Source organism: Dyella solisilvae (genome assembly GCF_003351225.1).
Classification (GTDB): Bacteria; Pseudomonadota; Gammaproteobacteria; order Xanthomonadales; family Rhodanobacteraceae; genus Dyella; species Dyella solisilvae.
Genome location: NZ_QQSY01000004.1, coordinates 84,201 through 111,145, shown reverse-complemented (window position 1 = coordinate 111,145; position 26,945 = coordinate 84,201). Strand labels below are relative to the sequence as shown.

Genomic DNA, 26,945 nt, shown 5'->3' with positions numbered 1-26,945 from the left:
CCTTGGCTTGTCCAGGCCTGCTTGCGACATCGATCGCGTCTGGAATGTGCGCCCCCCGGGCAGACCCAACCTGACCGACGAATCAACTAAGACATCATGGCGTCCACGTCGTGGGGAATGACGGACGACGCGCCACTTCTTTCGACGGCCAGCGCCCACCTACAGCGCGCCGGCAAGAGACACGAAAGAAATTACCGTTTTTTCTTAAATATCAGCTACTTCAAGTAGCCAATGAATCGCGCTAGAGTCCCGCCGCCTGTGCGATTTCAGGGGCGCCAGGGCTGTTGGGGAGTGGTTTTTTCGACACGACATCCACGGCCTGCGGGGAGGTATAAGCCGAGCAGGGATAGCGCGACGTCTTCCCATGCGACCGTTCCCATGCTTGGAGAACGTTTATGCGCAACCTGATGCATCGTCGAGTGCTCGCCTCGTCGTTGGCGCTACTGCTCGCCTGCCCGGCCGTTCCGGCCCTCGCCGCGACCAGCGCCGCTGCAAACGACCTGGGTAAGAGCAACACCAGCCAGACCGTCAGCGTCACCCTGGTCCTGAAGCTGCACAACCAGGCCGACCTGGAGAACTACATCCGTCGCACGGTCACCCCGGGCGATCCGCTATACCACCAATTCCTCACCACGGAACAATTCAGCGCCAGCTACGGCGCCACCGCGGATGAAATCAGCCGCGTGCAGTCCTTCCTGCGGCAGAACGGCATCACGCCGGGCAACGTATATGCCAACCACCTTGCCATCCAGGCCACGGGCACCCTCGCCCAGTTCAATGCGGCCTTTCAGACATCCGTCCGCGACTACCAGTCGGCGGACGGGCGAAACTTCCACCGGCCCAGTACGCAACCGGTCATCCCGTCTGTCATCGCCGACACGTTGTTGTCGACTGCGGGACTCAGTACCGATGTGAAGCTGCATCCCAACATCGCGCGCGCGGATCGGCTCGGCGCCTTGAAGGTTCAGGGCAAGGCATTGGCCGCCACCAATGTCAAAGCCAACGGCACCGCTACGGGCATCCCCGAGGAATATACGGTCGGCGACGTCGCCAACTTCTACAACATCAACCCGCTGTATCAGGCCGGCATCAATGGCAAGGGCTCGACCATTGGCATTGTCACGCTGGCGGGCTTCAAGCCCAGCGATGCCTATGCGTACTGGAGCATGATCGGACTGCCGGTCAAAGCGAACCGCATTACCGTGATCTCAGTCGACGGGGGTGATGGGCTCGTCCAGAACGTCGGCGACGACGAAACCTCGCTGGATGTGGAGCAGTCGGGCGGCTTGGCGCCCCAGGCGAACATTCGCGTTTACGAGGCGCCCAACCTCACCAACGGCAACTTCATCGACGCGTTCTATGCCGCCGTCTCCGACAATATCGCCGACAGCATCTCGACGAGCTGGGGAGAGGCCGAGGAAGACTACTATCCTCAAATGAATGGGGGCGTCGATGAAACGGGCGTGATGAATGCCCTCCACCAGATCTTCCTCGAAGCCGCTGCGCAGGGCATTTCGCTGTTTGCCGCCGCGGGAGATTCGGGCGCCTACGAGCTTGTGCGGGAAGGTTTGGGCGCCCCCGACTACAGCACGCCGCTGACGGTGCTGTCGCCCTCGAACGATGCATACATGACGGCTGCCGGCGGAACCACGCTGCCCTACAGTTTCAATACCACGTACTTCTTCGGCTCGGGCGGCGGACCGATCAAATCGATCACCCACGAGCAAGTGTGGGGGTGGGACTATATCGTCAACTATCTCGACGCCTATGACCCGACGCCTGGCGGCTGGAAACAGTACATCTTCAGCGGCGGCGGTGGCGGCGGCGTCAGCGTGTACTGGAAGGAGCCGTTCTATCAACTCCTGACCTCGGGCATCCGGCGCAGCGAGCCGCACCAGTCCCTGATCTACTACGGCGGAGCCAAGCCCCAGACGATCTTCACGCTGCCGGCGAATTTCCAAGGGCGCAATATGCCGGACATTTCCTTGAATGCCGATCCCGAAACCGGTTACTCCCTCGTCGACTCGGTCGATTTCCCCGGAAACGGCGTGGCTGATGGCTATGGCGGCACCAGCTTCGTCGCGCCGCAGCTCAACGGCATCACGGCGTTGTTGCGACAGAGCAATGGCCATCGCATCGGCCTGTGGAACCCGCAAATCTATTTCCTGCAGAGCGCCTTCGGCTACGGTCCCTACAGTTCTTTCAACGACATCCGCTACGGGGACAACTGGTACTACTACGGCGTGCTGGGTTATGAGCCGGGCGCAGGCATCGGCACGCTCAATGTCAGTAACTTCAATCTGTTCCTGCATTCGGGTCTCTGATCGCAGTATGTCCATGGAGTGATTCGCCGGCCGACGGCCCCTCGCCGCCGGCCGGCGCCACGGATGGCCCGCCGCCATCTCGCGGGACTTGCCGCCCGCCGCGCCAGCCGCCATTCTCGCTGCAGTTTCCCGCAGCGGGTTTTTCATGAGCGACACCTCCACGTCCGGCGGCTACGTCCGCCGCCTTCGCCCGTGGGACGCGGCCATGATCGTGGTTGGCGGCATCATCGGCGGCGGCATTTTTCTCAACCCCTACGTCGTGGCGATGCGGACGTCTTCGGGGTTGTCACTGCTACTGATGTGGGTAGGCGCGGGCCTGCTCACCCTGATCGGCGCACTGTGCTATGCGGAACTGGGCGCTCGCCGCCCCCATGCAGGTGGCAGCTACGTATATCTGCGCGAGGCCTTCGGTCCGCTGGCGGGCTTCCTGTTCGGCTGGAGCATGCTGCTGGTGATCTATTCGGGGTCGACGGCGGCAGTAGCGACCATCTTTGCCAGCTACGCAACCTCGCTGTTCGGCCTGCCCGCTACGGCCACCACTAGTCTGGCCATTGGCGCGCTGGTCTTCGTGGCGCTGATCAACCTCTTTGGCCTGCGCCTCGGCGCGCAGATCCAGAACCTGTTCACCTTGCTCAAGCTGCTGGCGGTGGCGGTGCTGGTGGTATGCGGCCTGCTGCTGGCCGGCGTGAATGCCCATGGCATCCTGGCCACCGACCCCGAGACGGCCGGCGTGGGTTTCATGGGCGCGGCCTTGCCGGTGCTGTTCGCCTATTCCGGGTTCACCTATCTCAACAACCTGGCTGGTGAGGTCAACGACCCGCAACGCACCCTGCCTCGTGCCCTGTTGATGGGCATGCTGTTGGTGATCGCTGCCTACGCTCTGGTCAACCTGGCCTATCTTGCCGTGCTTGGCCATGCAGGCCTCGCCGCCAGCCGGGCGCCCGCCGCCGACGTGATGCAGCGGGTATTCGGTACCGCCGGTGCAAAGCTCATTGCCGTGGGTGTGGCGATTTCCGCGCTGGGCTTCTGCAACATCACCCTGGTGGCGGGCGCCCGCGTACTGCAGGTGATGGGCGACGATGGCCTGTTCTTCCGCAGCGTGGCCAAACTGCACCCCAAGCACCACACGCCGAACGTGGCGCTGCTGCTGCTCTCGGGCTGGGCGATCGTGCTGGTATGGTCAGGCAGTTACAGCCAGTTGCTCGACTACGCCACCTTTGGCGACTGGCTTGCCTGCGCGGTGGGCGTGGGCACGCTCTTTTGGTATCGCAAGCATGGGGGGGCGCAGGTCAGTTTCCGAGTGCCGGGCTACCCGCTGCTACCCGTGGTATTCATCGCCATGATCGGCCTGGTGATGGTGCAGAGCCTGCGCGCCAGCCCGATGAACACCGGCATCGGCCTGCTGATCATGGCCGCCGGCATCCCCGTCTACCTGGTCTGGCGACGCCTGTTCAGCCGCGTGGCGTCGTAAGCCGCCCCCGGCAATGCGACAATGGCTGGACCACGAGGGAGAGCTTCACTGATGGCGCACGCGCAAGACCAGATCCTCACGCCGCCTGCCGGCAACACCATCGTGCCGCAGAAGGAGCGCGAGGGGATCGATCTGGAGATCAACGGCAGGGCCTTTCGCCACACCGGCGACTCGCAGATGCCCCTGCTGTGGTATCTGCGCGACGTGTTGCGGCTGACCGGCACCAAGTACAGCGGCGAGCACGGTGAAGGCGGCCATGACCTGGTGCTGGTGGACGGCAAGCTGGCCAGCTCCTCGCAGCTGCCGATGGTCGAGCTGGCCGGCAAGGCGGTGACCACGGTGGAAGGCCTGGCCGCGGCCGACGGCAAGTTGCATCCGCTGCAGCAGGCGTTCGTCGACGAGGATGCGATCGGCTGCGGCTATTGCACGCCCGGCTGGCTGATGGCTTCGCTCGATCTGCTCAACCGCCACCCGCAGCCCAGCGACAACGACATCGACCAGATGCCCAACCTGTGCCGTTGCGGCTGCCAGACCCGCGTTCGCCGTGCGATCAAGCGCGCGGCCACCGGAGGCCACGCATGAGCGCGCGCCACGAGTCCTCCCTACCATTGTCGCGTCGTCGTTTCCTCAAGGTGTTCGCCGGCGCCGCCGGCGCGCTGATTGTCGGCATTCCGCTGGCGGAGGCCGTGGATGCACCCGTGCCGGCCGCCCTGCTCGGCGACACCCTGTATGGTCTGGGCGCCTTTGTGCGCATCGACCCCGACGGCAACATCATCATTGGCGCGCGTGATCCGGACACCGGCACGGGCACCACCACTACCCTGCCCCGCATCATCGCCGACGAGCTCGACGCCGACTGGACGAGCGTCAGCGTGGTGCCGCTCGGCCTGGGTGTGGAAGACGACAACGGTTCGCCGCGCTTCGTCTACGGCCACCAGAACGGCGGCCTTGGCACCTCCGTGCCGGCCGCCTGGGCCGACCTGCGCGAAGCAGGCGCCGTGGCGCGCTGGCTGCTGCTGCAGGCCGCCGCGCGCCGCCTCGGCGTGCCCGCCGACCGCCTCCGTTGCGAGGAAGGCAATGTGATCGCGCCGGATGGCCGTCGCTTCGGCTACGGCGCGCTGGCGGAGGCTGCGTCCAAGATTCCCGCACCCAGCTCGCCTGTGCCCTTGAAGGCGCCCCAGCACTACACCTTGATCGGCCAGCCGGCGGGTGACGTGGATGCGCGCGCGATCGTCACCGGCCAGGCCGTCTACGCCCTCGACAGCTACGCGGGCGACTCGCTGATCGCCGTGCTCAGCCACTGCCCGTGGGTCGATGGCAGCGTGCAGACGCTCGATACAACCGACGCCCTGGCCGTGAAGGGCGTGGTCAAGGTGGTGCAACTCAAGCCGGAGCCAGGCGTACCGCTTGGCCAGACCGTGCGTGCGCCGGCGGTTGCGGTGCTCGCGGAAAACACCTGGGCGGCGTTGCAGGGCCGCGCGAAACTCAAGCTGGAATGGAAGCCCGGCGGCCAGAGCGAGAGCAGCGCCTGGTTCGAGCAGCAAGCCGCCGACGTGGTCAACGACAAGGACGCCGCGCCCACGGCGCGCGTGCGCAACGACGGCGACGTCGATGCCGCCGGCAAGAAGGCTGCGCATCGCGTCGAGGCCACCTACGTGCAGCCATGGCTGGCCCATGCCACCAGCGAGCCGATGAACTGCCTCGCGCGCGTGGACAAGGACGGCGCCACGCTCGTAGTGCCCACCCAGGCGCCGCAGCAGGCGTGGCGCGTGGTGCAGCGCCTCACCGGGCTCTCGCCCAGCCAGATCCAGATCCGCGTGCCGCGCGTCGGCGGTGGCTATGGTCGTCGCCTCGACCATGACTTCGTCGCCGAAGCGGTGATGCTGGCCAAGCTCGCCGAGCGGCCGGTGAAGCTGATGTGGACGCGTGACGAGGATCTCGGGCAGGACTACTTCCGCTCGGCCAGCGTGCACAAACTCAGCGCCACGCTGGACGGCAAGCGCCAGGTCGTGACCTGGACCCAGCGCATGGCCAGCGCCTCGGCGCTGGTGCAGCGCGGCGTGCCGGACAACCGGCTGTGGACGTCCGAAATCGATCCGCACCAGCTTCCTGCCGGCCTGGTGCCCAACCTGCGCAGCGACTGGTACGCGCTGCCTTCGGTCATGCCGCGCGGAACCGCCCGCGGCATGCCGCACCTGAGCAATGCGTTCCCGGTGGAGAGTTTCGTCGACGAGATCGCCAATTCGCTCAAGGAAGACCCTCTGGTCACGCGCCTGCGCATGATCGGCCAAGCCCGCATGATCGACCTGGGTGATGGCCGCACGCTCGACACCGGCCGCCTGATCAACGTGCTCCAGCTGGTGGCCGACCGCATTGGCTGGAAGAACTGGCTGCGCACCGTCAACGGCTTCGGCATCGCCTGCTGGCATGTCGACGGCGCCTACGTCGCGCACGCGGTGGAGGCCTCGCTGCAGGGCAACCGGCTCAACATCGAGCGTGCGATCTGCGCGGTCGACGTGGGTCGCGTGATCAACCCGATGGGCTTGGAAGGCCAGGTCGCCGGCGCCACGCTCGACGCCCTCTCCACCGCGCTCAACCTGTCCGTGACCTACAAGGACAGCCAGGTCCAGCAGCGCAACTGGAAGGACTATCCGCTGGCCAGCATGTTGCAGCTGCCCGATACCACCGAGGTGATCCTGGTCCCCGGAGACCGTGATCCCGCCGGCGCCAGCTTCCTCGCCATGCCCACCGCCGCGCCCGCGCTCGCCAACGCCGTGTTCCGCGTCAGTGCGGTGCGCGTGCGCCGGCTGCCGCTGATGAAGGAATTGCTGCGCATGCTGTGATGCGCCGCCGCCCGACACCTGTCGGGCGGCACACCTTTGTTTCCTTGCAGAGAGTTCGCCGCCGCATCAGCGGCGACGTGCGCGCGTCACCCGACGGGCGATTCGTGACGAAAATGTGTACGCGAAACATGGCGATCGATATCGATCGTCATGCGCATGCATCGTGCACATTTGCTGCCTTAGGATGCGGTTGAACGGCGACACGGGGAATCGTCGCCCATCGCCAAAGGGACTCTCGATGCGCCGACGTCTCGCCGTGATCGCTACGCTTTTGCTGTGCGCGAGCCTGCCCAGCTGGGCGCAGTCGTCTCAACCTGCGCATTCGCCGTGCATCGGCCTCGTACTCGGCGGTGGCGGCGCGCGCGGCGCCGCGCACATCGGCGTGCTGGAAGTGCTCGAGCGCGAACACATTCCGATTTGTCGCGTATCAGGCACCAGCATGGGTTCGATCGTCGGCGGCATGTACGCCGCCGGCTACACGCCTGCCGAAATGGAGCGCATCGTCACCACGCTGGATTGGAGCGACTTGTTCTCAGACGATCCAGCGCGCGCCGAGTTGCCCATGCGCCGCAAGGACGCCGACTTCCGCTATCTGCTGAACTTCGAATTCGGCTACCGGAATGGCCGCATCGTCACGCCGACTGGCGTGGTGCAAGGCCAGAAGCTGTTGCTGTTGCTGCGAAGGCTGCTGATCTCCACCTGGGACGTGCACGATTTCGACAAGTTGCCGATTCCATTCCGTGCTGTCGCCACCGACATCGTGGCAGGCAAACCCGTGGTGTTCGGCTCCGGCGACCTCGCCCTGTCGATCCGCTCAAGCATGTCAGTGCCCGGCGCCTTCGCACCCACCAACGTCGATGACCAGCTGCTGGTCGATGGCGGATTGATGGACAACGTCCCCATCGACGTCATACGCAACATGGGGGCCGAGAAGCTGATCGTGGTCGACGTGGGTTCGCCGCTCGCCACGCGCGACGAACTGACCAACCCGGTCGCCGTGCTCAACCAGATGGTCAGCGCACTGATGGCGGAAAAAACCCAGCGCCAGCTCGACACGTTGGGGCCGGATGACATCCTGATCACGCCGGCGCTGGGCGCGATGAGCGCGGCCGAGTTCAATCGCGGCGCCGAGGCCATCGCCATCGGCCGCCAGGCGGCGGAAGCGGCCTTGCCGAGGCTGCGCAAGTTCGCCGTCGGCCCCGAACAATGGCAGGCCTTCCTCGCCAGCCATCGCCAGCGGCAGTTCGATCCAGGCCTGGTGGCGTTCCTGAAGGTCGACGATACGCACACGTCGTCGGCTTCGCTGGTTGCGAAACGCCTGGACAACACCGTCGGCAAGCCGTTCGATGCGCCGAAGCTCGAACAGCAGATCGGCACGCTCTATGGCACAGGCACCTACCAGCAGATTGATTACCGACTGCAGCAGCAGGACGATTCGCGCGGCCTGCTGATCATTCCTCGTGACAAACCATGGGGCCCCCTCTACGGGCGAATCGGCTTCCAGTTGGACGACGATTTCCAGGGCCGCAGCGAATACCTCGTCTCCGCCGAGGTCAACGCGACCGACATCAACCGCTACGGCGCGGAATGGCGCAGCACGCTGTGGGCCGGCCGCATCGGCGGCGTGGCGAGCGAGTTCTACCAGCCGTTCGGTCAGGGCGCCTCCGCCTACATCATGCCCGACCTGATGCTGCGCAATGAAAACTTCCCCCTGTTCGATCAGGAGGCGAACAAGCAACTGGCCGAGTACCGCATCAAGCGCCGTTACCTAGGCGTGGAGACGGGCTGGACGCCGACGCCAACGTGGCGCCTGTATACCTCGTTCACAATAGGTAACGACCAGGGTCAGCTGCGCATCGGCAGCCCCACCGTATTCCCACCCAGCGACGCCAGCGAGTACGCCGTCGTCAAGGTCGGCGCCGACTGGGACAGCCTGGATAACGCGCAATTCCCCACCCAGGGCAAGCACGTCAACTTCGACTATGAGTTCTACCGCCCCTGGCTGGGCGCCAATGCATCCGGCGACGTGGCGCGCCTGGTCGCCGACTGGGTACCAGACTACGGCCTTTCCCAAACCCGCTATCACCTGTTGCTGGGCCTGCGCGCATCGAGCGCACTCAACAACTCGCGCTTCTTCGAGGCATACAGTTTCCTGGGCGGCTTCCTCAACATGTCCGGCTTCGCCGAGCGTTCGCTCTACGGCAACGAATCGGTGCTCGGGCGCGCGGTGCTTTATCGCCGGACAGGTCGGACAGATGCGCTGTTCTCCACGCCGATCTACGTGGGCGCCAGCCTGGAGGCGGGCAACACCTGGCAGGACAAGAGCCAGGTGCACCTCAACTCGCTGATCTACGCAGGCAGCCTGTTCCTCGGCATCCAGACGCCACTGGGACCACTGTTCCTTGGCTACGGCTACGGCCAGAGCGGACACAGCTCGGTCTACCTGACATTCGGATCACTGCTGCGACCAACCCAGTAGCACCGGCATCGCACGGCATCCACACCGGCCGGCCGACAATCGCTCCATGCCTGCCGCGGCGGGCCAATCCACGGGAGTCCATGCCATGAAATCGCTGCGACTGCTGCTTCTCACCGCCAGCTTCGTGCTGGGGGCCTGCCAGACCTTCAGCATCACCAACCAGTGGCGCGACCCGTCCTGGGCCGGCCCGCCCGCCAACCATGTCGTGGTGGTCGGCATCTCGCGCAGCGACACCATGCGGCGCATCTTCGAAGACACGTTCTCGCAACATCTGCAGGCGGCGGGCGTGCAGGCCACGCCCAGTTACACCCAGATTCCGCCTGGCGGTCCTGGCGCCGTCCCCCTGCGTGACCTGGTCAAGGGCACAGGCGCCGAGGCAGTGCTGGTCACGCGCGTGCAGCGGGTTGAGCAGCGGATCAATGTCACGCCGAGCGGCCCGATGTACGGCGGCTTCTACGGCTGGTACGGCGGCGCCTGGGCGTCCACGCCATCGGTGACGCAGTACGACGTGGTGACGCTGGAAACCAGTGTGTGGGATGCACGCACGGAGAAGCTGGTGTGGACGGTCACCACGCAGGGTGTTGGCAGTTCTGATATCCCGAGGGTGACTACACAGCTGGCGGAGACGTTGATTCCGAGGCTGAAGTCGGATGGGATTTTGCAGTAGGGATGGAGGGGTGTTCGGGCGCTTCGTTCAACGTTTGGAGAGTGGTTGCTTTTGCGCTGGAAGAATGCGATGGCGGTACGGCGTGTCATCGCTGCGCACGGAGGACGGAATGCGAGGTGCGCGCAATGCCGCGAGGAGGCTATCCCTTTCCGTGTGACCTCCCTCAACGTCATCCCAGCGAAAGCTGGGATCCAGTGACTTTCGCGCTTGATTTGATGGCGCCGCCAGCTTGCTCGCCTGCGGCGGGCTTCCGCCCTCCTGCCGGAGGCCGGGTCATTTCTCTTGCTTGCCCAAGAGAAAGTAACCAAAGAGAACGGCACCCCACTCGGCGCTGGCCGGGCCGTTGGCCCGACCAGTCCGTGAGGGGCGGCCGGGCTTTTCGACAGGGCATCCTGCCCTGACGAAAAGTGCCTGGCGTCCATGCCAGGCACCCCTTACGGGGCCTGATCGTCCACCCCTCACCGCCTCACAGGGGATCCAGTGACGGCTCGTGCCGCTGCGCGGCACATCGCATCGCCAAACCCTCGTAGCTCTGTGTGCGAGCGTGAAGGTGAACGTCAGAGGCGTTCGCGTTCAGAGTGCGCTCTTACGGGGGCACTTTCGCGCTCAGTTCCTTAGTACTTGGTTCTTGGTTCTTGGTTCTTGGTTCTTGGTCTTTGGTCTTTGGTCTTTGGTCTTTGGTCTTTGGTCTTTGGTCTTTGGTCTTTGGTCTTTGGTCTTTGGTCCTTGGTCTTTGCCTTTTGCTTTTGGCTTTTGGCCCTTCGCATTTGACCTCCCCTCCCCTATGACGCGAGCGGGCGGGAGGTGGAATAGCCCGAAGGGTGGCCGGCAGGACGCCGGCCAGTGGATCGTCAGGGCAGGACGCCCTGTCGATCCACCCCGCCTCCCGCTCGCGACCCCGCAGGGGCGCGACATCGGGGTGGCCTTTCTCTTGGTTACTTCTCTTTGGCCAAACAAAGAGAAGTGACCCGCTGCCCGGCAGGGCAGCGGAAGCCCGCCGCAGGCGAGCACGCTCGCGATCACGCCAAAGCAAAAGCAAAAGCGAAGTACAAAGTCACTGGATGACTCGCTGCGCTCTCCCCTTCGGGGCCGCCCTGGCGGGCGTTCTCCGCGCTTCGCGCTCCGTCCAGCCTGCGCTGCGATGACGAACTAGGAAGGAATTTCGCAGCAACAGCGGCGCGATGCCCAGCAAACCTACACACTCAACGCCCACGCCCCCCACCCATCCGCCCGCCACCACCAAACCTTCCCCCACCCATCGACGGCCGATAGCCGCCCATACGCCCACCATAACCACGGTTGTAATTGCTGCGATCGAACTGCTGCCCGCCCGAACGCTGCGACCGCGCCGTAGGCACACTGCTGTCTGCACTGCGATCGCGCGCAAGACGATCGCGGTTGGTGTCGACGCTGTCAGGTTGCTGGACGCGATCGAAGTTGCCCTTGGGGTCGACCTTCTGCCAACCGTTTTCGCCGTCGTAGCGATAGACATCGCCGTTCTTGCCCGCATACACGTTGTCGTTGTAGTCGACCACGCCGCCACGGCTGACCTCGCCGGTAGTGCGGTCGATCTGCACGTAGCCCGCGCCACGGACTTCACCAGCGGCGCCCTGGCTGTTGAACGCGCCAGCCGCGCCGGCGCCGGTTTCAGTGCGACCCGCCACGCCCGCCTGCTGGGTCACGCGTCCGGTGTTGGTGTTGACGGTGGTGCGCGTGCCACCGGCGACGCCGTTGCCCGTGTAGATGTTGCCGACGGCGCCGCCCTGCCCGGCGACCACGCGACCTGTTTGCGGGTTGTAGCGGATGCCGCCCGCCGCCGCGGTCGTGTTGCCGGTGTAGACGTTGGTGTTGCGGCCGGCATAGCCGGCGCCGCGACCACCGGTGACCTGGTTGGCGTAGCCGCCACGTACGGCGCGCCCTGCGTTGCCGGTCCACGGATTGGCCCAGGCCACGCCGCGTCCGGCAACCACACTGTTGCCCCAACGCCCATAGACGTTGGCGGCGGCGATGGCGCCGCCCCAGTAACCCGGATAGTAGCCAGGCCCGTAACCCCACCACGGCCCCCACCAGGGTCCGTACCACGCCGCTGCCCAGGGCCATCCCCAGGCATAGCCGTAGCTCCAGCCTGCCCATGGCGCCCAGCCGAAGGAGACGCCGAAGCCGTAGGTCGTCGGGCAGCCGTACCAGTCGTCGCCAATCCACGGGTTGCACGCATAGCCAGTGCCGTACACGACCACGTTGTCGCTCACCACCGTGCCGTAGTAACCGGGGGAGTAGCCGACATAAACCTGGTTGCCGTCGTGCCCGTACACGTAGACGTAGGTGACGTAATACAGCGGCGAACTCGGTGGAATCATGTAGATCACCGCCGGCACATCCAGCGCGACGGTCCACGGCCCCTCTGCGGCAGTTGCGGTGAACCACACGCCGTTCTGCACCGCGTAATACGCGCCAGCCGGCACGCGTATCACGGGCACCGGCGTATTCCACGCATAGGTCAGCGTGGTGCCTTCGATAGGCCGGAACTGCGGCTGCCCGTCATAGGACACACGCAGCTGCGCGGTGCGGCTGTCCACGGTCGCCGTCTGCGGAATGCTGTTGGAGATCAGCGCCTCGCCCGCCTCCGGTGTTCCCGGGATGGAGGCAAGCACGGCGCTCTTGGGGCTGTCGGAGGGAATGCGCGCGAAATCGGCGGGCAGCGCCTTCCCCGCCACGTAGCGCCACGGCCCCTGCGTTGAGTCGGCGGTGAACCAGCGTCCGGAAATCAGCGCGTACCAGGTCATCCCGTGCCCCTGGTCGACAAATACATCGGCGCCGGTGTTGGCCACGTAGGCCAGCTGCGTGCCGGGAATGGCGACGAACTGCGGCTCACCCTCCACCATCAGCAACTCCGCCGGCTTCGTGCTCACCACGATGTCCGGCTGCTTGCCGCTGGCGAGCACCTGCTTGAGCGCATCGGACGGCTGATCCAGGGCGTCAGCCTCCTTCGCCTGAATCACCGCCCGCGCGGCGGTGGTCACCCCGGACGGCGGGGTCGCCACGCTGGTCCATGGCCCCTGCAGGCTGCTGGCCTTGACCCAGCGGCCGGCGTAGGTGAGGTAATACGCGCCGCCCTGCTGCAACAGCAACGAGCGCGTATTGACGACGCGATCGACGCCAGTCGTTCCCGTGGGACGGGACACCGGCGTGCCGTCGATCAACACCAGCAAGGCTGGGCCGAACGAGAAGATGATCTGCGGCGGATCGTTGCGCACGGAGACATTCTTGACCTCGTCCTCGGCGTGACGTATCGCCAGCGAAGCCTCCAGCGTGTCGAGGTTCGCCACCTGCTTGCTGCGCCCGGCGATCTGCGCCAGCGCATCGCGATAGCGCCCCTCGTTCGCCACGTCGGCGGGAAAAGCCACCTTGTCGATCGTGACGGACGACAGCGTCACCTGACCCTGTGCCTTGTCGGTGTCGGTGCGGGCGCTGAACCAGGCCACGCCATAGGTCATCACGTCATGCGACTTGCCGTCGCTGCCGACCTGCGTGCCCTTGCGCACCGCCACCGCCAGCCGTCCCTTGAGCTGGTTGCCGACCCAACTGTCCATCTGCGGGTGGTGCAACTCGAGATGGATCCCGTTGACGTCGAATGAGCGCGGCCACGGCCGATAGTCGGCGCCGCCGGGCGGTTTGCTGGAAGCCGCCGCATTCGTCTGTGCGTGGACAGGGAGGGTCGGCGCGAGGCCGATGGCGAGAATCAGGCACAGCCAACGAACCGCATGCATGGGTCACCTCTCGACGATAGGCGCGGGTCGCTCCACGACTCGTCCTGCGCCATGGCGGCGACACACATTCCCAACACGGAGTATCGCGCCGGCCTGCGCAACGTCGATAGCGCAATTCTTCGCAAGCGGGTCCCGTAGATTTACCTAGCGGCAACCTGACCCGCGCACGCTCGCCATCGCGAATCGCCTGCGCGGCGATCGACGTGCGTCAGTGAAATTGGTCGCTCGCCGGCACCCAGGTGCTGCCGCTGTGCGCGGGCCCGGAAGGCGTCGCCGGAGGATCGACCTCGCAGCCCGGCGGCAATGGTCCGCCGGCCACGCGCGCGGCCGAGCATTGCGCAGCGTTGTCCATCTTGACGGTGGCCATCGTCGGCGCGCCACCAGTCACGGGCGGAGGAATCAGCGGATTGCTCGGCGCCATCTTCATCTTGTCGTAAACCACGTCGTCCACCGGCTTGGGCGGCGGATTGCCGTCGCCGCAACCGAACAAGGCCACCGGGAACAACGGCATCACCACGCACTCCACGCGCACGCCGCGCGGAAGCTTGAAGGTGTGCCGCATGGTGGTCTTTTCCACCGCATGACGCAGCGCGGTGTCGATCGAGCTTTCGCCTTCGGGCGTCCAGTCCTTCTCGAAGCGCGTGGGCGTGTAGCCGATATTGGGCGTGCCGTGCGACATGACTTCGGTGTTGCCATGCGGCTTGAGCTGCACGTAGGTGCCACTCACGCCTTCATTGGCGCTGCCCTGTCCCTGGCTGCCCTGCCCGGCGCCTTGTCCCGCCGGCGGGTTGAGGTTGAGCCCGTTGCCACCGGCCACCGACGGAGACCGCTCCACGCCATGCGGCTGACCCGGGCTGCCGCTCTCGCTGCCTTGTGGCGTGGCGTTGGGCGCACTGCTGACGCCGCTCTCGCCGCTAGTAGTGGGGTTGGCCGCGCTGGCGGTGCTTTCCGATGCGTTGGAGGCGCCCTGTGACGGCGCGTTGGCGGCAGGCGCGGCGGCGGTGCTGGGCTGATTGGACGGCGCCTCCGATGGCGGCTCCACCGAAATCTGCGGACGCTCGATGCTTGGCTTGTTATCCAGAGCGATCGCCGTCGGCGCCGCCGTCTGCAGCTTCGGCGCCTGAGGACGTTCCAGACTGGGCTGGGGATTGGGAGGCAACGGCACGGCTTCCATTTCCGCCTCCGCCACGCGGATGGCCGGCGACTGGACCTGCGGCTGCTCTTTCGGCACCACCACGGCCTGCGTGCTCGGCTGCGGCTGCAGGTTGACCGCCGGCGCGGCCTGGGCCGGCATCGGCACTGGTTGCATGTCCGGTTCAGGCGGCGACGCCGGCGCCTCCGGGCGCGGAACCTGCACGACGCTCGCATGCGTGTCGACCGGCGCGGCCTTTTCCATCGCGATGGTCGGTGGCGTGATCGTCGGCGCCGACTGCGACGGCAGTTCGGGAATGGCCATCGACGCGGGCGGCGGTGGCGGCTGGTTGCCTTCGATCTGCGGCTTGCGCACCGGCTCGGGCTGGAATTTCGGGGGGACCGGGTGCTCTACGGGCGGCGTTTCCATCGCCACCTGTGGTGGCTGGGGCGCCACAGGGACCGGCTCCAACTGCTCCGCGGGCGCGGGCTTGGGCACGGTGACCGGCGGCAGCGGCGCCGCGGTGATCTGCGGCTTGGGCACGCTCGCCTTGGCAGCCTCGGCGATCACCGGTGTCTGCATCGCGGGCACCGGCACCGGAGCCAGCTCGCTGTTGGTGCGCGTGGACGAACTGCTCTGCCGGACCAAGTGCGGCGCATGGATCGCACTGCCCTTGTGCACCGGCCCCACCTGTTTGGGCGGCGTGCCGCGCACCGGCGGTGGCGGTGGCGGCTCTTCCTTCGGCTTTTCGATCAGGCGCACGACCAGCGGCGCACTCGATTCGTTGAGCTCTTCCATCTCGTACGCCGGCCCGAGAATGGCGCCGAACAGGAACACCAGGTGCACCAGCAGGGCGCCGACCAGGGCGAGGATGCGCAACCAGCGCTCGCGCGGTCGCTCGGCGCGCCGACGACGATAGACGAACGCACTCTCCGCCGCCGACTTCGGCGATGGCAACGTCACGGTCAGTCGGCGCACGGACTCCCTCTCCATGGGCCCAGTGTAACGGGCGCGACAGGCGTGCAGCGCACTACGCAACGTGACAGCGGCATGGCGGTACTCAAGGACCCGACGGTGGCGCTGGCTGCGGCGAGTGCTGCCGCATCTCCGCATCCACCGACCGCGTCGGCGTATCGACCGGACAGCCTTGCGGGAGCGGTTTGTTCGCGCGATAGATGGCGATGCAGTCGTCGATGCTCGGCGCCGGCGGCGGCGGCGCGCCCGGCGCCAGCGAGCTGGCCGGAGCCATGTTCAGGCGCATGTCGCCACTGCGTCCGGACGGCTGCCGCGGCGGATCGCCGACGCCGCAGCCTCCCGCCAGGGCGGCAAGGGTCACCGCGCAGGTCACCCGCACGCCGGGCGCCACGTGGAAGGTATGCGTGACCGTGGTCTTGTCCACGGCGCGCTTGAGCGCATCGTCGATCGAGCTGTTGCCGCGGTCGGGCGCCCAGTCGTTCTCGAACCGGGTCGCCTGGTAGGTCACCGGGCTGTCGTGCTTCATCACCTGGCTGTCACCTTGCGGCTTGCGCTGCACGTAGCCTGCCTCGGGCGCAGCCGGCGCCGTCGACGCCGACGTGGGCAGGCGCAGCTGGCCGGTGGTGTCGTAGAGCTGCGGTGGCGGGGCGACGGTGGCGGGCGGCGCCGGAGCCGGCTCAGGCAAGGTGACCGTCATCGCCTGCTTGGCCGGAGGCTCGCGCACCAACGGCTTGGGCGGCGGCGGGGGCGGCGGCGGAACGGCTTCGGGCGGCGCGGAAGGGACGGCCGGCGGCGCCGCCCGGATCAGGCGCACCTGCAAGGCATCCCGGTGCGCATGGCGAGGCTCGCCCCAGGGTGGCAGGCGTAGCTCATGCAGCACGAGCAGCGCGAACAGCACGTGCAGCAGCAGAACGACGCCCAGCGCAACGCTACGGCGCACCCGGTTGGGCGGCGCCTGACGCCAGCGCATCTGATGCAAAAGCGCGCGTGTGGGACCATCCAGGGGCGCCAGCCCGCGCGTGCGTGGCCCAGGCGGCGTCCAGCGATGGTGTTCGACCTGCTCGGTGTGCTCGATGGCGAGTCCCTGCTCTATTCCGGGGATAAGCGAGGGAGGGCGTCCTGCCGCCCGCGCGTGGGATTCAGACTTCTCAAGACAACCCGGACGGCCCGGGGGTTCCCCTTCCCCGCACTGCAACTTGACCCCGCCAGGCAATGGGGAAAGGCTAATGCGACGGCCTCCCCGGCCGTATCCGCCATGACCGCCCCCGCGTCCCGCACGCCCGGACGACCATGACGGCCCGCCATCGTCAGCCGCCAGCGCGGCTTCGTGCGGCGCCGCAGGTCATCGCCGGCACGATTCCGCGCCCATGCACGGGAGGGTCGCATCGTGTCGTACAACACGGAAAATATCCGCAATATCGCGCTCGCCGGACACGCCGGCGCCGGCAAGACCACCCTGTTCGAAGCCATGCTGCATGCCGGCGGCGTCATCCAGAGCCAGGGTTCGGTGGAGCGCGGCACCACGCAGTCGGATAGCGATGAGCAGGAAAAGACGCGCGGCCATTCCATCGACACCGCCATAGCCAGCATCCCGCACGGCCAGAGCCATCTCAATCTCATCGATACGGCGGGCTATGCCGATTTCCGCGGCCCCACCCTCTCCGCGTTTGCGGCGGTGGAAACGGTCGCCATCGTCGTCAACGCCACCAACGGCATCGAGTACGGCACGCGCCGCATGATGGAGCGCGCCGCCGAGCGCGGTCTCGCGCGCGTGCTGGTGATCAACAAGATCGACTTCGACGGCGCCAGGCTGGGGGCGCTTGTGGAGGCGCTGCGCGACGAGTTCGGACCGCAGTGCCTGCCGGTGAACCTGCCTGCGCAAGGTGGCAAGCTGGTGCGCGACTGTTTCTTCCACAGCGAAGGCGCCACCGACTTCTCGTCGCTGGCCGACGCGCACCAGCGCATTCTCGACCAGGTGGTGGAGATCAACGAGTCGGTGATGGGGCATTACCTCGACGCCGGCGAGGGCGACTTGAGCCCGCAGGAGCTGCACGATGCCTTCGAGCAATGCCTGCGCGAAGGTCACCTGGTGCCGATCTGTTTCGTCAGCGCGCGCAGCGGCGTGGGCGTGAAGGAATTCCTCGACCTCGCCGACCGCCTGCTGCCCAACCCCACCGAAGGCAACGCGCCGCCGTTCCAGAACGACGAGGACGAGCACATCACGGTCAACCCCGATCCACGCCAGCACGTGATCGCCGACGTGTTCAAGATCGTCAACGATCCGTTCGTCGGCAAGCTGGGCGTGTTCCGCGTGTGGCAAGGCACGATCCGCCGCGACACCCAGCTGTTCATCGACGACAACAAGAAACCGTTCAAGGTGGGCCACCTGTTCCGCCTGCGCGGCAAGGGCCATGAGGAGATCGAACAGGCCATTCCCGGCGACATCGCGGCGATCGCGAAGGTCGAGGAAATCCATTTCGATGCGGTGCTCCACGATTCCCACGACGAGGACCGCATCCACCTGCAACCCATGCGCTTCCCGCAACCGATGTTCGGGCTGGCGCTGGAACCCAGCCACAAGGGGCAGGAGCAGAAGCTTTCGCAGGCGCTGGGGCGCCTGGCGGAGGAGGATCCCTGCTTCCGCGTGGAGCATCACAAGGAACTCAACGAAACCGTGGTGCGGGGCCTGTCGGATCTGCACCTGAAGGTGATGCTCGAGCGCATGAAGGAGCGCTACACGGTGGAAGTGAAGACGCACCCGCCGCGCATCGCCTACCGCGAGACCATTGCCGGTCGCGCCGAAGGACACCATCGCCACAAAAAACAGACCGGCGGCGCCGGCCAGTTCGGCGAGGTGTTCCTGCGGGTGGAACCGCTCGACCGCGGCGCGGGTTTCGAGTTTGTCGATGCCGTGAAAGGCGGCGTCATCCCCGGCCAGTACCTGCCGGCGATCGAGAAGGGCGTGCGTCAGGCGATGGAGAACGGCGCCATCGCCGGCTATCCGATCCAGGACCTGCGCGTCACCGTCTACGACGGCAAATACCACCCGGTGGATTCCAAGGAAGTGGCCTTCATCAGCGCCGGCAAGAAAGCCTTCCTCGACGCCGTGGGCAAGGCGCGCCCGATCGTGCTGGAGCCCATCGTGGACGTCGAGGTGTCCATTCCCGAGGGCAGCGTGGGCGATGTCACCGGCGGCCTGGCCGGCAAGCGCGCGCGCATCCTCGGCACCGATTCGCTGCGTGGCGGCGAGCTGGTGATCAAGGCGCAGGCGCCCCTGGCCGAGCTCACCGACTACCCCACCGAGCTGAAGGCCATGACCGGTGGTCGCGGCCGCTACAGCCTTGACCTCAGTCACTACGAACCGGTGCCTCCACCGGTGCAGAAGCAGCTCACCGAGGCATGGAAGCCCCACGTGGAAGAAGACTGAGCCGTCACTTTTCCGGTCCGCGCGGCCGACGCCGCGCGGTCGACCAGTGCGTCCCGAGCGCTTGATGCGCAACCGTGGCGCCGCCATATGAATCTTCAGAACGCGCGCCGGCTGGACCGGCGCTGGAGGTCAGCGATGAGTCGCTCCTTTGTGAAGGATGCGGACGAGTCCGTCGGCGACAGGCAGCCGGAGATCCCGCTTAGCGAGCATCCCAACTACGTCACGCCCACGGGCCTGGCGCAGTTGCGCAAGCGGCTGGTCGCAGTGCGCGAGCGGCGCGACGCGTTGCGCGCCGCCAGCGACACCCTGCCCGAGCAGCGCGAACTGACGGCAGTGGAGCGCGAGCTGCGCTGGCTCAACGCGCGGGTGGGCAGCGCCATCGAAGTGGACCTGTCGCAACAGCCCCGTGACCGCGTCGCCTTTGGCGCGCTGGTGACCGTGGACAGCGAGGAAGGCGAAGCGCGATACCGAATCGTCGGCGAAGACGAGGCCGACGTGGAGCGCGGCATGGTGAGCTACGTATCGCCCGTGGCGGTGGCCTTGCTCGGCGCCCGCGTGGGCGACGAGGTCGTGTGGCAACGCCCCGCCGGCAACCTCAGCGTGGAGGTGATGGCCATCGAGTACCCGGCGGAACCGTAGCCCGGGCGCTGTTGGCTCAGCGCTTGGACTTGAGCAGCGTGCCGGTGCAGTTCTTCGAGCCGCACAGGCACTTCCAGAGCTTCTTGAGGCGGGCGGTGTGCGGCACGTCGAGCGTGATGCCGTAGTCGTAGGTGAGCTCTTCGCCCGGCTTGATGTTGCGGATCGCCTCGATCAGCACGCGGTCCTTGCGCGGATCGCCATTGGCGCTCTCTTCGATCAGCGCCTGACAGTTCGGATCGCAGCTGTGGTTGATCCAGCGCGCCGTGTTGCCCTTGCGGTTGGCGTCGATCAGGTACTCGTCGTTGAGCGTGAACAGGAAGGTGTGCCCGGTCTCGCCGCCGTCGCCGTACATCACGTCGGCCTCGGCGTGGGTCATCAGCGTGCCCTTGTACTCGATGACTTCCTCGCCCTTCTTGATCGGAGCGACGGCGAAAACGCCATTGCCGTGGATGGGCGAGCGACGGGCGACGATGCGACGGGTCATGTGCAGACGGGTCTGGGAGGGAGAGCCCGCGATGATGCCTGTTGCGCTGCGCCATGGGAACCTCCCCCCGCCTCCGGCGGCGTCATCACGCGGGCGTGATCGCATACCCGATGAGATCACCCGCCGACTTGATGACCCCCGTGACAGACGCCAAGGTCATCCTGCTAAGATTCAAACAATCGTTTGAGGTGAACCCATGGGACGACTGCTTCGTGGTGTGGCGCTTGGTGCTTTGGTGGCTGGCCTGGTGGCCTGCGGGCCGCCGAAGAAGAGTGTGTTTCCGCCGACCGTGAGCATCCAGGAAATGACCACCCAGCCCAACGGTGAGTGGCGGGTCACCCTCCGCATCCAGAACAACAGCTACGGCGGGATGGATTTCCAGTCCCTCGATGGCGAGCTGAAGGTCGCCGACCTGGTGCCGGTGCGCCTGCACACCCGCTTCGACCTCGACATCCCGGCCTTCGCCGCCGATGTCACCCAGATCAACCTGCTGCCCACGCCGGAAATGACCGCCGCCCTGAAGGTCGCGGCCGTCAAGGGCAGCGCGGGCAGCGTGCCCTACAGCGTGATGGGCAGCACCACAGCCAAGCCCGAGCAGGAAAAGGACACGCGCGACTTCCCATTCCACGGCAACGACTGGCTCTCGCCCGTGCCGGGCATCCCTGACACCTGGCGCTAATTGCAGCGCCCAGCATTACCACCGAAGGAACTTCGCCATGACGATCTACAAGGCCCCGCTCGACGACCAGCGCTTCGCCCTCTTTGACGTGCTGGGCGCCGAATCCATCCTCACCAAGCTCGAGGGCGGCGAAGGCCACACGCGGGACCTGCTCGATGCCGTGATCGAAGAAGCCGGCCGCCTCAGCGAGGCCCTGCTGGCCCCGTTCAACGCCAGTGGCGACGCCGAAGGCTGCGTGTACGACAAGGTCGCCCAGACGGTGACCACGCCCAAGGGCTTCAAGGAGGCCTTCAAGGCTTTCGCCGAGGGCGGCTGGACCGGCCTGACCCAGGCGGAGCACTTCGGTGGCCAGGGCCTGCCCAACACCGTCGGCACCGCCACCACCGAGATTTTCCAGTCCGGCAACCTGTCCTGGAGCCTGTACCCGCTGCTGTCCGAAGGCGCCTGCCACGCGATGGAGCTGCATGGCACCCAGGAGCAGCAGGACACCTACCTCAAGCCGATCGTGGAAGGCCGCTGGACCGGCACCATGTGCCTGACCGAACCGCAGGCCGGTTCGGACCTGGGCCTGCTCAAGACCCGCGCCGATGCCGGCGAGAACGGCAGTTGGAAGATCACCGGCACCAAGATCTTCATCAGCGCCGGCGAGCATGACCTGGCCGAGAACATCATCCACCTCGTGCTGGCCCGCCTGCCCGACGCGCCGGCCGGCAGCCGCGGCATCTCGATGTTCATCGTGCCGAAGTTCAAGGTGAACGCCGACGGCTCGCTGGGCGCGCGCAACGCCGTCGCGGCCGGCGCCATCGAGCACAAGATGGGCCTGAAGGGCTCGGCCACCTGCGTGATGAACTTCGACGCCGCCGAGGGCTACCTGATCGGCCAGCCGCACAAGGGCCTGGCCGCGATGTTCACCATGATGAATGCCGCACGCCTCGGCGTGGGCGTGCAGGGCCTGGCCTTGTCCGAGCGCGCGCTGCAGAACAGCCTCAACTATGCACGCGAGCGCCTGCAGGGCCGCTCGCTGTCCGGCGTCAAGTTCCCCGAGAAGCCGGCCGACAACCTGCTGGTGCAGCCGGACGTGCGCCGCATGCTGCTGACCCAGCGCGCGATCGTGGAAGGCTGCCGCACGCTGCTGCTGTACACCTCGCTGCAGACCGACGTGGAAGCCCGCGGCGCCGACGAGGCCACCCGCAAGACGGCCAGCGACCTGGTCGCCTTCCTGATCCCGATCGCCAAGGGCGTGGTCACCGAGCTGGCGCAGGAGAGCACCAAGGAAGCGCTGCAGGTCTACGGCGGCCATGGCTACATCGGCGAGAACGGCGTGGAGCAGTTCGTGCGCGACGCCCGCATCATCACCCTGTACGAAGGCACCACCGGCATCCAGGCCGCGGACCTGCTGGGCCGCAAGATCCTCCAGCTGCAGGGCGCAGGCTTCAAGGTGTTCGCCAAGGAGATCCAGGCCTTCTGCCAGCAGCATGCGCAGGATCCGGCCATGGCCGGCCTGATCGGCCCGCTGGCGTCCTACACCAAGGAATGGGCGGACCTCACCCTGTCGCTCGCCCAGCGCGTGATGGCCAGCCCGGAAGAACTGGGCGCCGCCGCCAACGACTACCTCTACTACTCCGGCTACATCACGCTCGCCTACATGTGGGCGCGCAGCGTGGCGGCCCTGGCCAACAGCAGCCAGCAGGAAGCGTTCAAGCAGGCCAAGCGCGACACGGCCAAGTTCTACTTCGCGCGCATCCTGCCGCGCTGCCTGCTGCACAAGGCGGCGATCGACGCAGGCGTGGAGACGCTGCCGGCGATCGGCTGAGCGGGTTGAGGTCAATGGTTGAAGAAAAGCGGCCCCGATGAGGGGCCGCTTTTTTTGTGCTTGCGATGACTTCCAGGCTCGCCGTCATTGCTGCGACAGCAGGACGATGCGCGGATGGGGCGTTACGAAACTTTGGCAGCGCCGTGAGTGTGCACCACCGAACTTACTCGTCCGCTCCCGCATCCATCCCCGGAAACAGCACTTCCGTGTAGCCGAACTTGGTGAAATCGGTGATGCGCGATGGGTATAGACGTCCGATCAGGTGGTCGCACTCGTGCTGCACCACGCGCGCATGGAACCCCTCGGCGTTGCGGTCGATCTGCGCGCCTGCCGGGTCCACGCCCTGGTAGCGGATCAGCGTGTAGCGGTTCACCGCGCCGCGCAGGCCGGGAACCGAGAGGCAGCCCTCCCAGCCCTCCTCCATGTCCTGCGACAAGGGCGTGATGACCGGGTTGAGCAGGACGGTGCGCGGCACCGCCGGCGCGTCCGGGTAACGCTCGGAACGGTCGAAGCCGAAGATCACCAGTTGCAGGTCCACGCCGATCTGCGGCGCGGCCAGGCCAACGCCGCCGGCGGCGTGCATGGTGTCGAACATGTCGGCGATCAGCGCGTCCAGCCCGGCGCTGCCGAACATGGCGTCGGGTACCGGCGGCGCCACCCGCAGCAGCCGTGGGTCGCCCATTTTCAGGATCTCGCGAATCATGGAAAACCTCGCCTGTTCAACGCCATGCCGATGCCGGAGGCCGCTCCGGCAAGATCGGCAGTTTACCCGCCACGCGTGACCGCGGCGCATCCCCGGGCTTTGACCCAAGCCGAAGGACATTCGACCAAAGGCTAATATTTGCCGGCGCATAATGGCATTGACCCCCGGCGCGACCGGGACGACCCTTGCTGGGGACTGTCCAGGAGCCAACGCGTATGTCTACTGTCGCCGTCAAACCCAGCCCGGCAGGCAAGATCCTGTGGGCTGCCATCGCCATCATTGGCGCCTGGTGCCTGGGCGTCGTCGCCCTGCGCCGCGGCGAACCGATCAACGCCATCTGGCTGGTGGCTGCCGCCATCTCGGTGTTCGTCATCGGCTATCGCTTCTACAGCAAGTTCATCAACGACAAAGTGTTGTGCATGGACCCGAGCCGGGCCACGCCGGCAGTGTTGCGCAACGACGGCCTGGACTACGTGCCCACCGACAAATGGGTGGTGTTCGGCCATCACTTCGCCGCGATCGCCGGCGCCGGGCCGCTGGTGGGACCGGTGCTCGCCGCACAGATGGGCTACCTGCCCGGCACGCTGTGGATCCTGTTTGGCGTGGTGTTCGCCGGCGCGGTGCAGGACTTCATGATCCTGGGCCTCTCGGTGCGACGCGACGGCCGCTCGCTGGGCAACATGCTGCGCGACGAACTCGGCCCGGTGGCCGGCGTGGTCGCCATGTTCGGCGTCCTGGTGCTGATGATGATCGTGCTCGCGGTGCTGGCCCTGGTGGTGGTCAAGGCGCTCACGCACAGCCCCTGGGGAACCTTCACCGTCGCCTGCACCATCCCGATCGCGCTGCTGATGGGCGTGTACCTGCGCTGGATCCGTCCGGGCAAAATCCTGGAGGTGTCGATCATCGGCCTGATCCTGCTGCTGCTGTCGATCTGGTTCGGCGCCTTCGTCTCCACCTCGCCGACCCTGGGCCCGATGTTCGACTTCGACGCCAAGGCGCTGGCCTGGTTGTTGATTGCCTACGGCTTCTGCGCCTCGGTGCTGCCGGTGTGGCTGCTGCTGGCGCCGCGCGACTACCTGTCCACCTTCCTCAAGATCGGCACCATCATGCTGCTGGCGCTGGCCATCTTCCTGGCCGCCCCCACGCTGCAGATGCCGGCCCTGACCAAGTTCATCGACGGCACCGGCCCGGTGTTCCAGGGCAACCTGTTCCCGTTCCTGTTCATCACCATCGCCTGCGGCGCGGTGTCAGGCTGGCACTCGATCATTTCCTCGGGCACCACGCCCAAGCTGCTGTCCAATGAGGGCGAAGCACGCATGGTTGGCTACGGCGGCATGCTGATGGAAGCCTTCGTCGCCATCATGGCGCTGGTGGCCGCCGCCTCGCTCCATCCGGGCGTGTACTTCGCGATGAACTCGCCGGGCGCGCTGATCGGCACCACCGCGCAGGACGCGGCCACCGCGATCAGCCAGTGGGGCTTCGTGGTCACGCCGGACGAACTGCTCAATACCGCCACCAACATCGGTGAGAAGACCATCCTCAGCCGAGCCGGCGGCGCGCCGACCCTGGCGGTCGGCATGGCCCAGCTGCTCCACGGCATCATCCCGGGCGAAGGCATGATGGCGTTCTGGTACCACTACGCCATCCTGTTCGAAGCGCTGTTCATCCTCACCACAGTGGACGCCGGCACCCGCGTGGGCCGCTTCATGATCCAGGAGATCGCCGGCCTGGTGTACAAGCCGCTGCAGCACACCGAGTCATGGACCGGCAACCTGCTCGCCACCGCGATCTGCGTGGGCCTGTGGGGTTACTTCCTGTACCAGGGCGCGGTCGATCCGCTGGGTGGCATCAACACGCTGTGGCCGCTGTTCGGCATCGCCAACCAGATGCTGGCCGCCGTGGCGCTGATGCTGGCGACCGTGGTCACGGTCAAGCTCAAGCGCGAGCGCTATGTGTGGGTGCCCGGCATACCGGCGATCTGGCTGGTGGTGTGCACCCTCACCGCAGGTTGGCAGAAGTTCTGGGGGCCGATCAGCTTCATGGCCGCGGCCGCCAAGTACTCCGACGCCCGCGACGCAGGCAAGCTGCTGGCCCCGGCCAAGACCGCCGAGGAAATGGAGCGCATCATCACCAACAATTACGTGGACGCGGCGCTGACGCTCATTTTCATACTGCTGGTGGTGACCATGGCCGGCTTCGCCATTGCCGCGATCATGAAAGCCTGGCGCATCAACCATCCCACTGCGCACGAGGAACCATACGTGGCGCTGGGGAGCGTGCCTGTCCGCTGAGGGCTGACTCATGAACATGTCCAACCTGCAAGCGTTCCGGAAGTGGGCGGTGCAAACCGCCCGCCTCTGCTGCGGCATCCCGGACTACGACGTCTACGTCAAGCATCTGCGCGAGCACCATCCCGAGCGTCCGGTCCCCAGTTACAAGGAATTTTTCCGCGAGCGGCAGATCGCCCGCTACAAGGGCACGGGCGGGCGCTGCTGCTGAAAGCCTGCCTCCGTTCACCCGAGGCCATGCCCCTGTCGGGGCATGGCCTTTCTCGTATCACCGCCGTCCGCTGGGCTTTCCCCGCCATTCCCTTCATCATTCCCGGGCGAGCGAGTAAAGTCGCCCCTCCCCCATGAGCGAACACCACCTCACCCAACCCACCTCCGAGATCGAGGCCCAGCACAGCCTCGGTCTGCGCATCATCGCCATCTACAAAGGCGTGAAGACGATCGGCCTGATCCTGGTGGCGGCGTTCGCGTTCCATCTGTATCGCGAGCAGAACTTCGAGAAGCTGGTGCACTGGCTGGAACACCTGTCGCTGACGGACAGCAATGACCTGCGCTGGAGGCTGGTGGGCCTGCTGCAGGAGTGGGGCCCCAGCAAGTTCGTGGCGATTGGCCTGGTCGCGCTGGCTTACGCGGCGATCTTCGCCACCGAGGGCACGGGCCTGTGGTTGCGCAAGCACTGGGCCGAATGGTTCACCGTGATCGCCACCGGGTCGCTGATTCCCATCGAGTTCTATGAGGTGCTGTTTCGCTTCACCTGGCTGAAGCTGGGGGCGTTGGTGGCCAATGTGGTGATCGTGGTGTATCTGGTGCGGATTGCGATGCAGCCGCGGCCGAAGAAGGCCAAGGCCGCGGGCTAGCGGCGGCTCTGCAAATTTCTTCCTGGGGCGGCATCTTGGCGGAGGCGGGGTGGCCTTTGCTCGTCACCCTTGCGCACACAGTGCGGAGGGCAAGACGTGCAGATCATCTGGGGGAGGCTACCCATCTCCGTGTGCGTTCCCTCGACGTCATCACAGCGAAGGCTGGACGGAGCGCGAAGCACGGAGAACGCCCGCAGGGCGGCCCCGAAGGGGCGAGCGCAGCGAGTCATCCAGTGACTTTGCTCTGGACGGGGCGTTTCCGCGGCCTTGCTCGCCTGCGGCGGGCTTCCGTCCTCCTGCCGGAGGCCGGGTCACTTCTCTTTGCTTGCCCAAAGAAAAGTAACCAAAAGAAAGAGCACCCCACTCGGCGCTGGCCGGGCCTTCGGCCCGACCAGTT

Annotated in this window: 18 protein-coding genes; 13 read left to right on the top strand and 5 right to left on the bottom strand. The window is 66.3% G+C overall.

The features are described from left to right. Positions 1-395: 395 nt before the first annotated feature. The 6 genes from DVT68_RS15115 (at position 396) to DVT68_RS15090 (ending at position 9,784) form a co-directional block, all read left to right on the top strand. Positions 396-2,324, top strand: coding sequence for a S53 family peptidase (locus DVT68_RS15115; protein ID WP_114825941.1), 1,929 nt, complete (start codon positions 396-398; stop codon positions 2,322-2,324). 145 nt (positions 2,325-2,469) lie between these two features. Continuing rightward, positions 2,470-3,795, top strand: coding sequence for an APC family permease (locus DVT68_RS15110; protein WP_114825940.1), 1,326 nt, complete (start codon positions 2,470-2,472; stop codon positions 3,793-3,795). Between the two features lie 51 nt (positions 3,796-3,846). Next, positions 3,847-4,377 (top strand): (2Fe-2S)-binding protein, encoded by a 531-nt coding sequence (locus tag DVT68_RS15105; protein ID WP_114825939.1) that lies wholly within the window; start codon positions 3,847-3,849, stop codon positions 4,375-4,377. Further along, entirely contained in the window at positions 4,374-6,638 is a 2,265-nt protein-coding gene (locus tag DVT68_RS15100; protein WP_114825938.1) for a xanthine dehydrogenase family protein molybdopterin-binding subunit, read from the top strand. The genes DVT68_RS15105 and DVT68_RS15100 overlap by 4 nt, the downstream gene beginning before the upstream one ends. 238 nt (positions 6,639-6,876) lie before the next feature. Beyond that, entirely contained in the window at positions 6,877-9,117 is a 2,241-nt protein-coding gene (locus tag DVT68_RS15095) for a patatin-like phospholipase family protein (RefSeq protein WP_158543517.1), read from the top strand. A gap of 85 nt (positions 9,118-9,202) precedes the next feature. Next, positions 9,203-9,784, top strand: coding sequence for a DUF4136 domain-containing protein (locus DVT68_RS15090; protein ID WP_114825936.1), 582 nt, complete (start codon positions 9,203-9,205; stop codon positions 9,782-9,784). A gap of 1,202 nt (positions 9,785-10,986) precedes the next feature. Here the strand turns inward: DVT68_RS15090 and DVT68_RS15080 are convergent. The 3 genes from DVT68_RS15080 to DVT68_RS15070 all read right to left on the bottom strand — a co-directional run bounded on the left by DVT68_RS15080 (position 10,987) and on the right by DVT68_RS15070 (position 16,628). Beyond that, positions 10,987-13,551, bottom strand: a complete 2,565-nt coding sequence (locus DVT68_RS15080) for a hypothetical protein (protein ID WP_114825934.1) — start codon at positions 13,549-13,551, stop codon at positions 10,987-10,989. Positions 13,552-13,759: 208 nt separating this feature from the next. Then, complete coding sequence (locus DVT68_RS15075; RefSeq protein ID WP_233523502.1) at positions 13,760-15,661, bottom strand: hypothetical protein; 1,902 nt, start codon at positions 15,659-15,661, stop codon at positions 13,760-13,762. Positions 15,662-15,743: 82 nt separating this feature from the next. After that, complete coding sequence (locus DVT68_RS15070) at positions 15,744-16,628, bottom strand: hypothetical protein (RefSeq protein WP_233523501.1); 885 nt, start codon at positions 16,626-16,628, stop codon at positions 15,744-15,746. Between the two features lie 417 nt (positions 16,629-17,045). Between DVT68_RS15070 and fusA the strand changes: the two genes are divergently transcribed. Further along, the gene (gene fusA, locus DVT68_RS15065) at positions 17,046-19,085 is read left to right on the top strand and encodes an elongation factor G (protein WP_114825931.1); all 2,040 of its coding nucleotides are present in this window, start codon (positions 17,046-17,048) and stop codon (positions 19,083-19,085) included. A 135-nt stretch (positions 19,086-19,220) separates the two neighbouring features. Then, the gene (locus DVT68_RS15060; RefSeq protein WP_114825930.1) at positions 19,221-19,724 is read left to right on the top strand and encodes a GreA/GreB family elongation factor; all 504 of its coding nucleotides are present in this window, start codon (positions 19,221-19,223) and stop codon (positions 19,722-19,724) included. A 16-nt stretch (positions 19,725-19,740) separates the two neighbouring features. On the opposite strand, the gene DVT68_RS15055 is transcribed toward DVT68_RS15060, so the two are convergent. Next, entirely contained in the window at positions 19,741-20,208 is a 468-nt protein-coding gene (locus tag DVT68_RS15055) for an SET domain-containing protein (RefSeq protein WP_114825929.1), read from the bottom strand. Positions 20,209-20,404: 196 nt separating this feature from the next. Here DVT68_RS15055 and DVT68_RS15050 point away from each other — a divergent pair, with 196 nt between their 5' ends. After that, a complete protein-coding gene (locus DVT68_RS15050) occupies positions 20,405-20,887 on the top strand; it encodes a hypothetical protein (protein WP_114825928.1) in 483 nt (160 codons plus the stop codon). A gap of 37 nt (positions 20,888-20,924) precedes the next feature. Further along, entirely contained in the window at positions 20,925-22,700 is a 1,776-nt protein-coding gene (locus DVT68_RS15045; RefSeq protein WP_114825927.1) for an acyl-CoA dehydrogenase C-terminal domain-containing protein, read from the top strand. A gap of 163 nt (positions 22,701-22,863) precedes the next feature. On the opposite strand, the gene def is transcribed toward DVT68_RS15045, so the two are convergent. Beyond that, a complete protein-coding gene (def, locus tag DVT68_RS15040) occupies positions 22,864-23,403 on the bottom strand; it encodes a peptide deformylase (RefSeq protein ID WP_114825926.1) in 540 nt (179 codons plus the stop codon). A 215-nt stretch (positions 23,404-23,618) separates the two neighbouring features. Here def and DVT68_RS15035 point away from each other — a divergent pair, with 215 nt between their 5' ends. From DVT68_RS15035 to DVT68_RS15025, 3 genes are all read left to right on the top strand, one after another. Beyond that, the gene (locus tag DVT68_RS15035; RefSeq protein WP_114825925.1) at positions 23,619-25,694 is read left to right on the top strand and encodes a carbon starvation CstA family protein; all 2,076 of its coding nucleotides are present in this window, start codon (positions 23,619-23,621) and stop codon (positions 25,692-25,694) included. Between the two features lie 10 nt (positions 25,695-25,704). Beyond that, a complete protein-coding gene (locus DVT68_RS15030) occupies positions 25,705-25,902 on the top strand; it encodes a YbdD/YjiX family protein (RefSeq protein WP_114825924.1) in 198 nt (65 codons plus the stop codon). Positions 25,903-26,035: 133 nt separating this feature from the next. Next, positions 26,036-26,548: a DUF2127 domain-containing protein gene (locus tag DVT68_RS15025; protein WP_114825923.1), complete on the top strand. Its 513-nt coding sequence runs from the start codon at positions 26,036-26,038 to the stop codon at positions 26,546-26,548. The last annotated feature ends 397 nt before the right edge of the window (positions 26,549-26,945 follow it).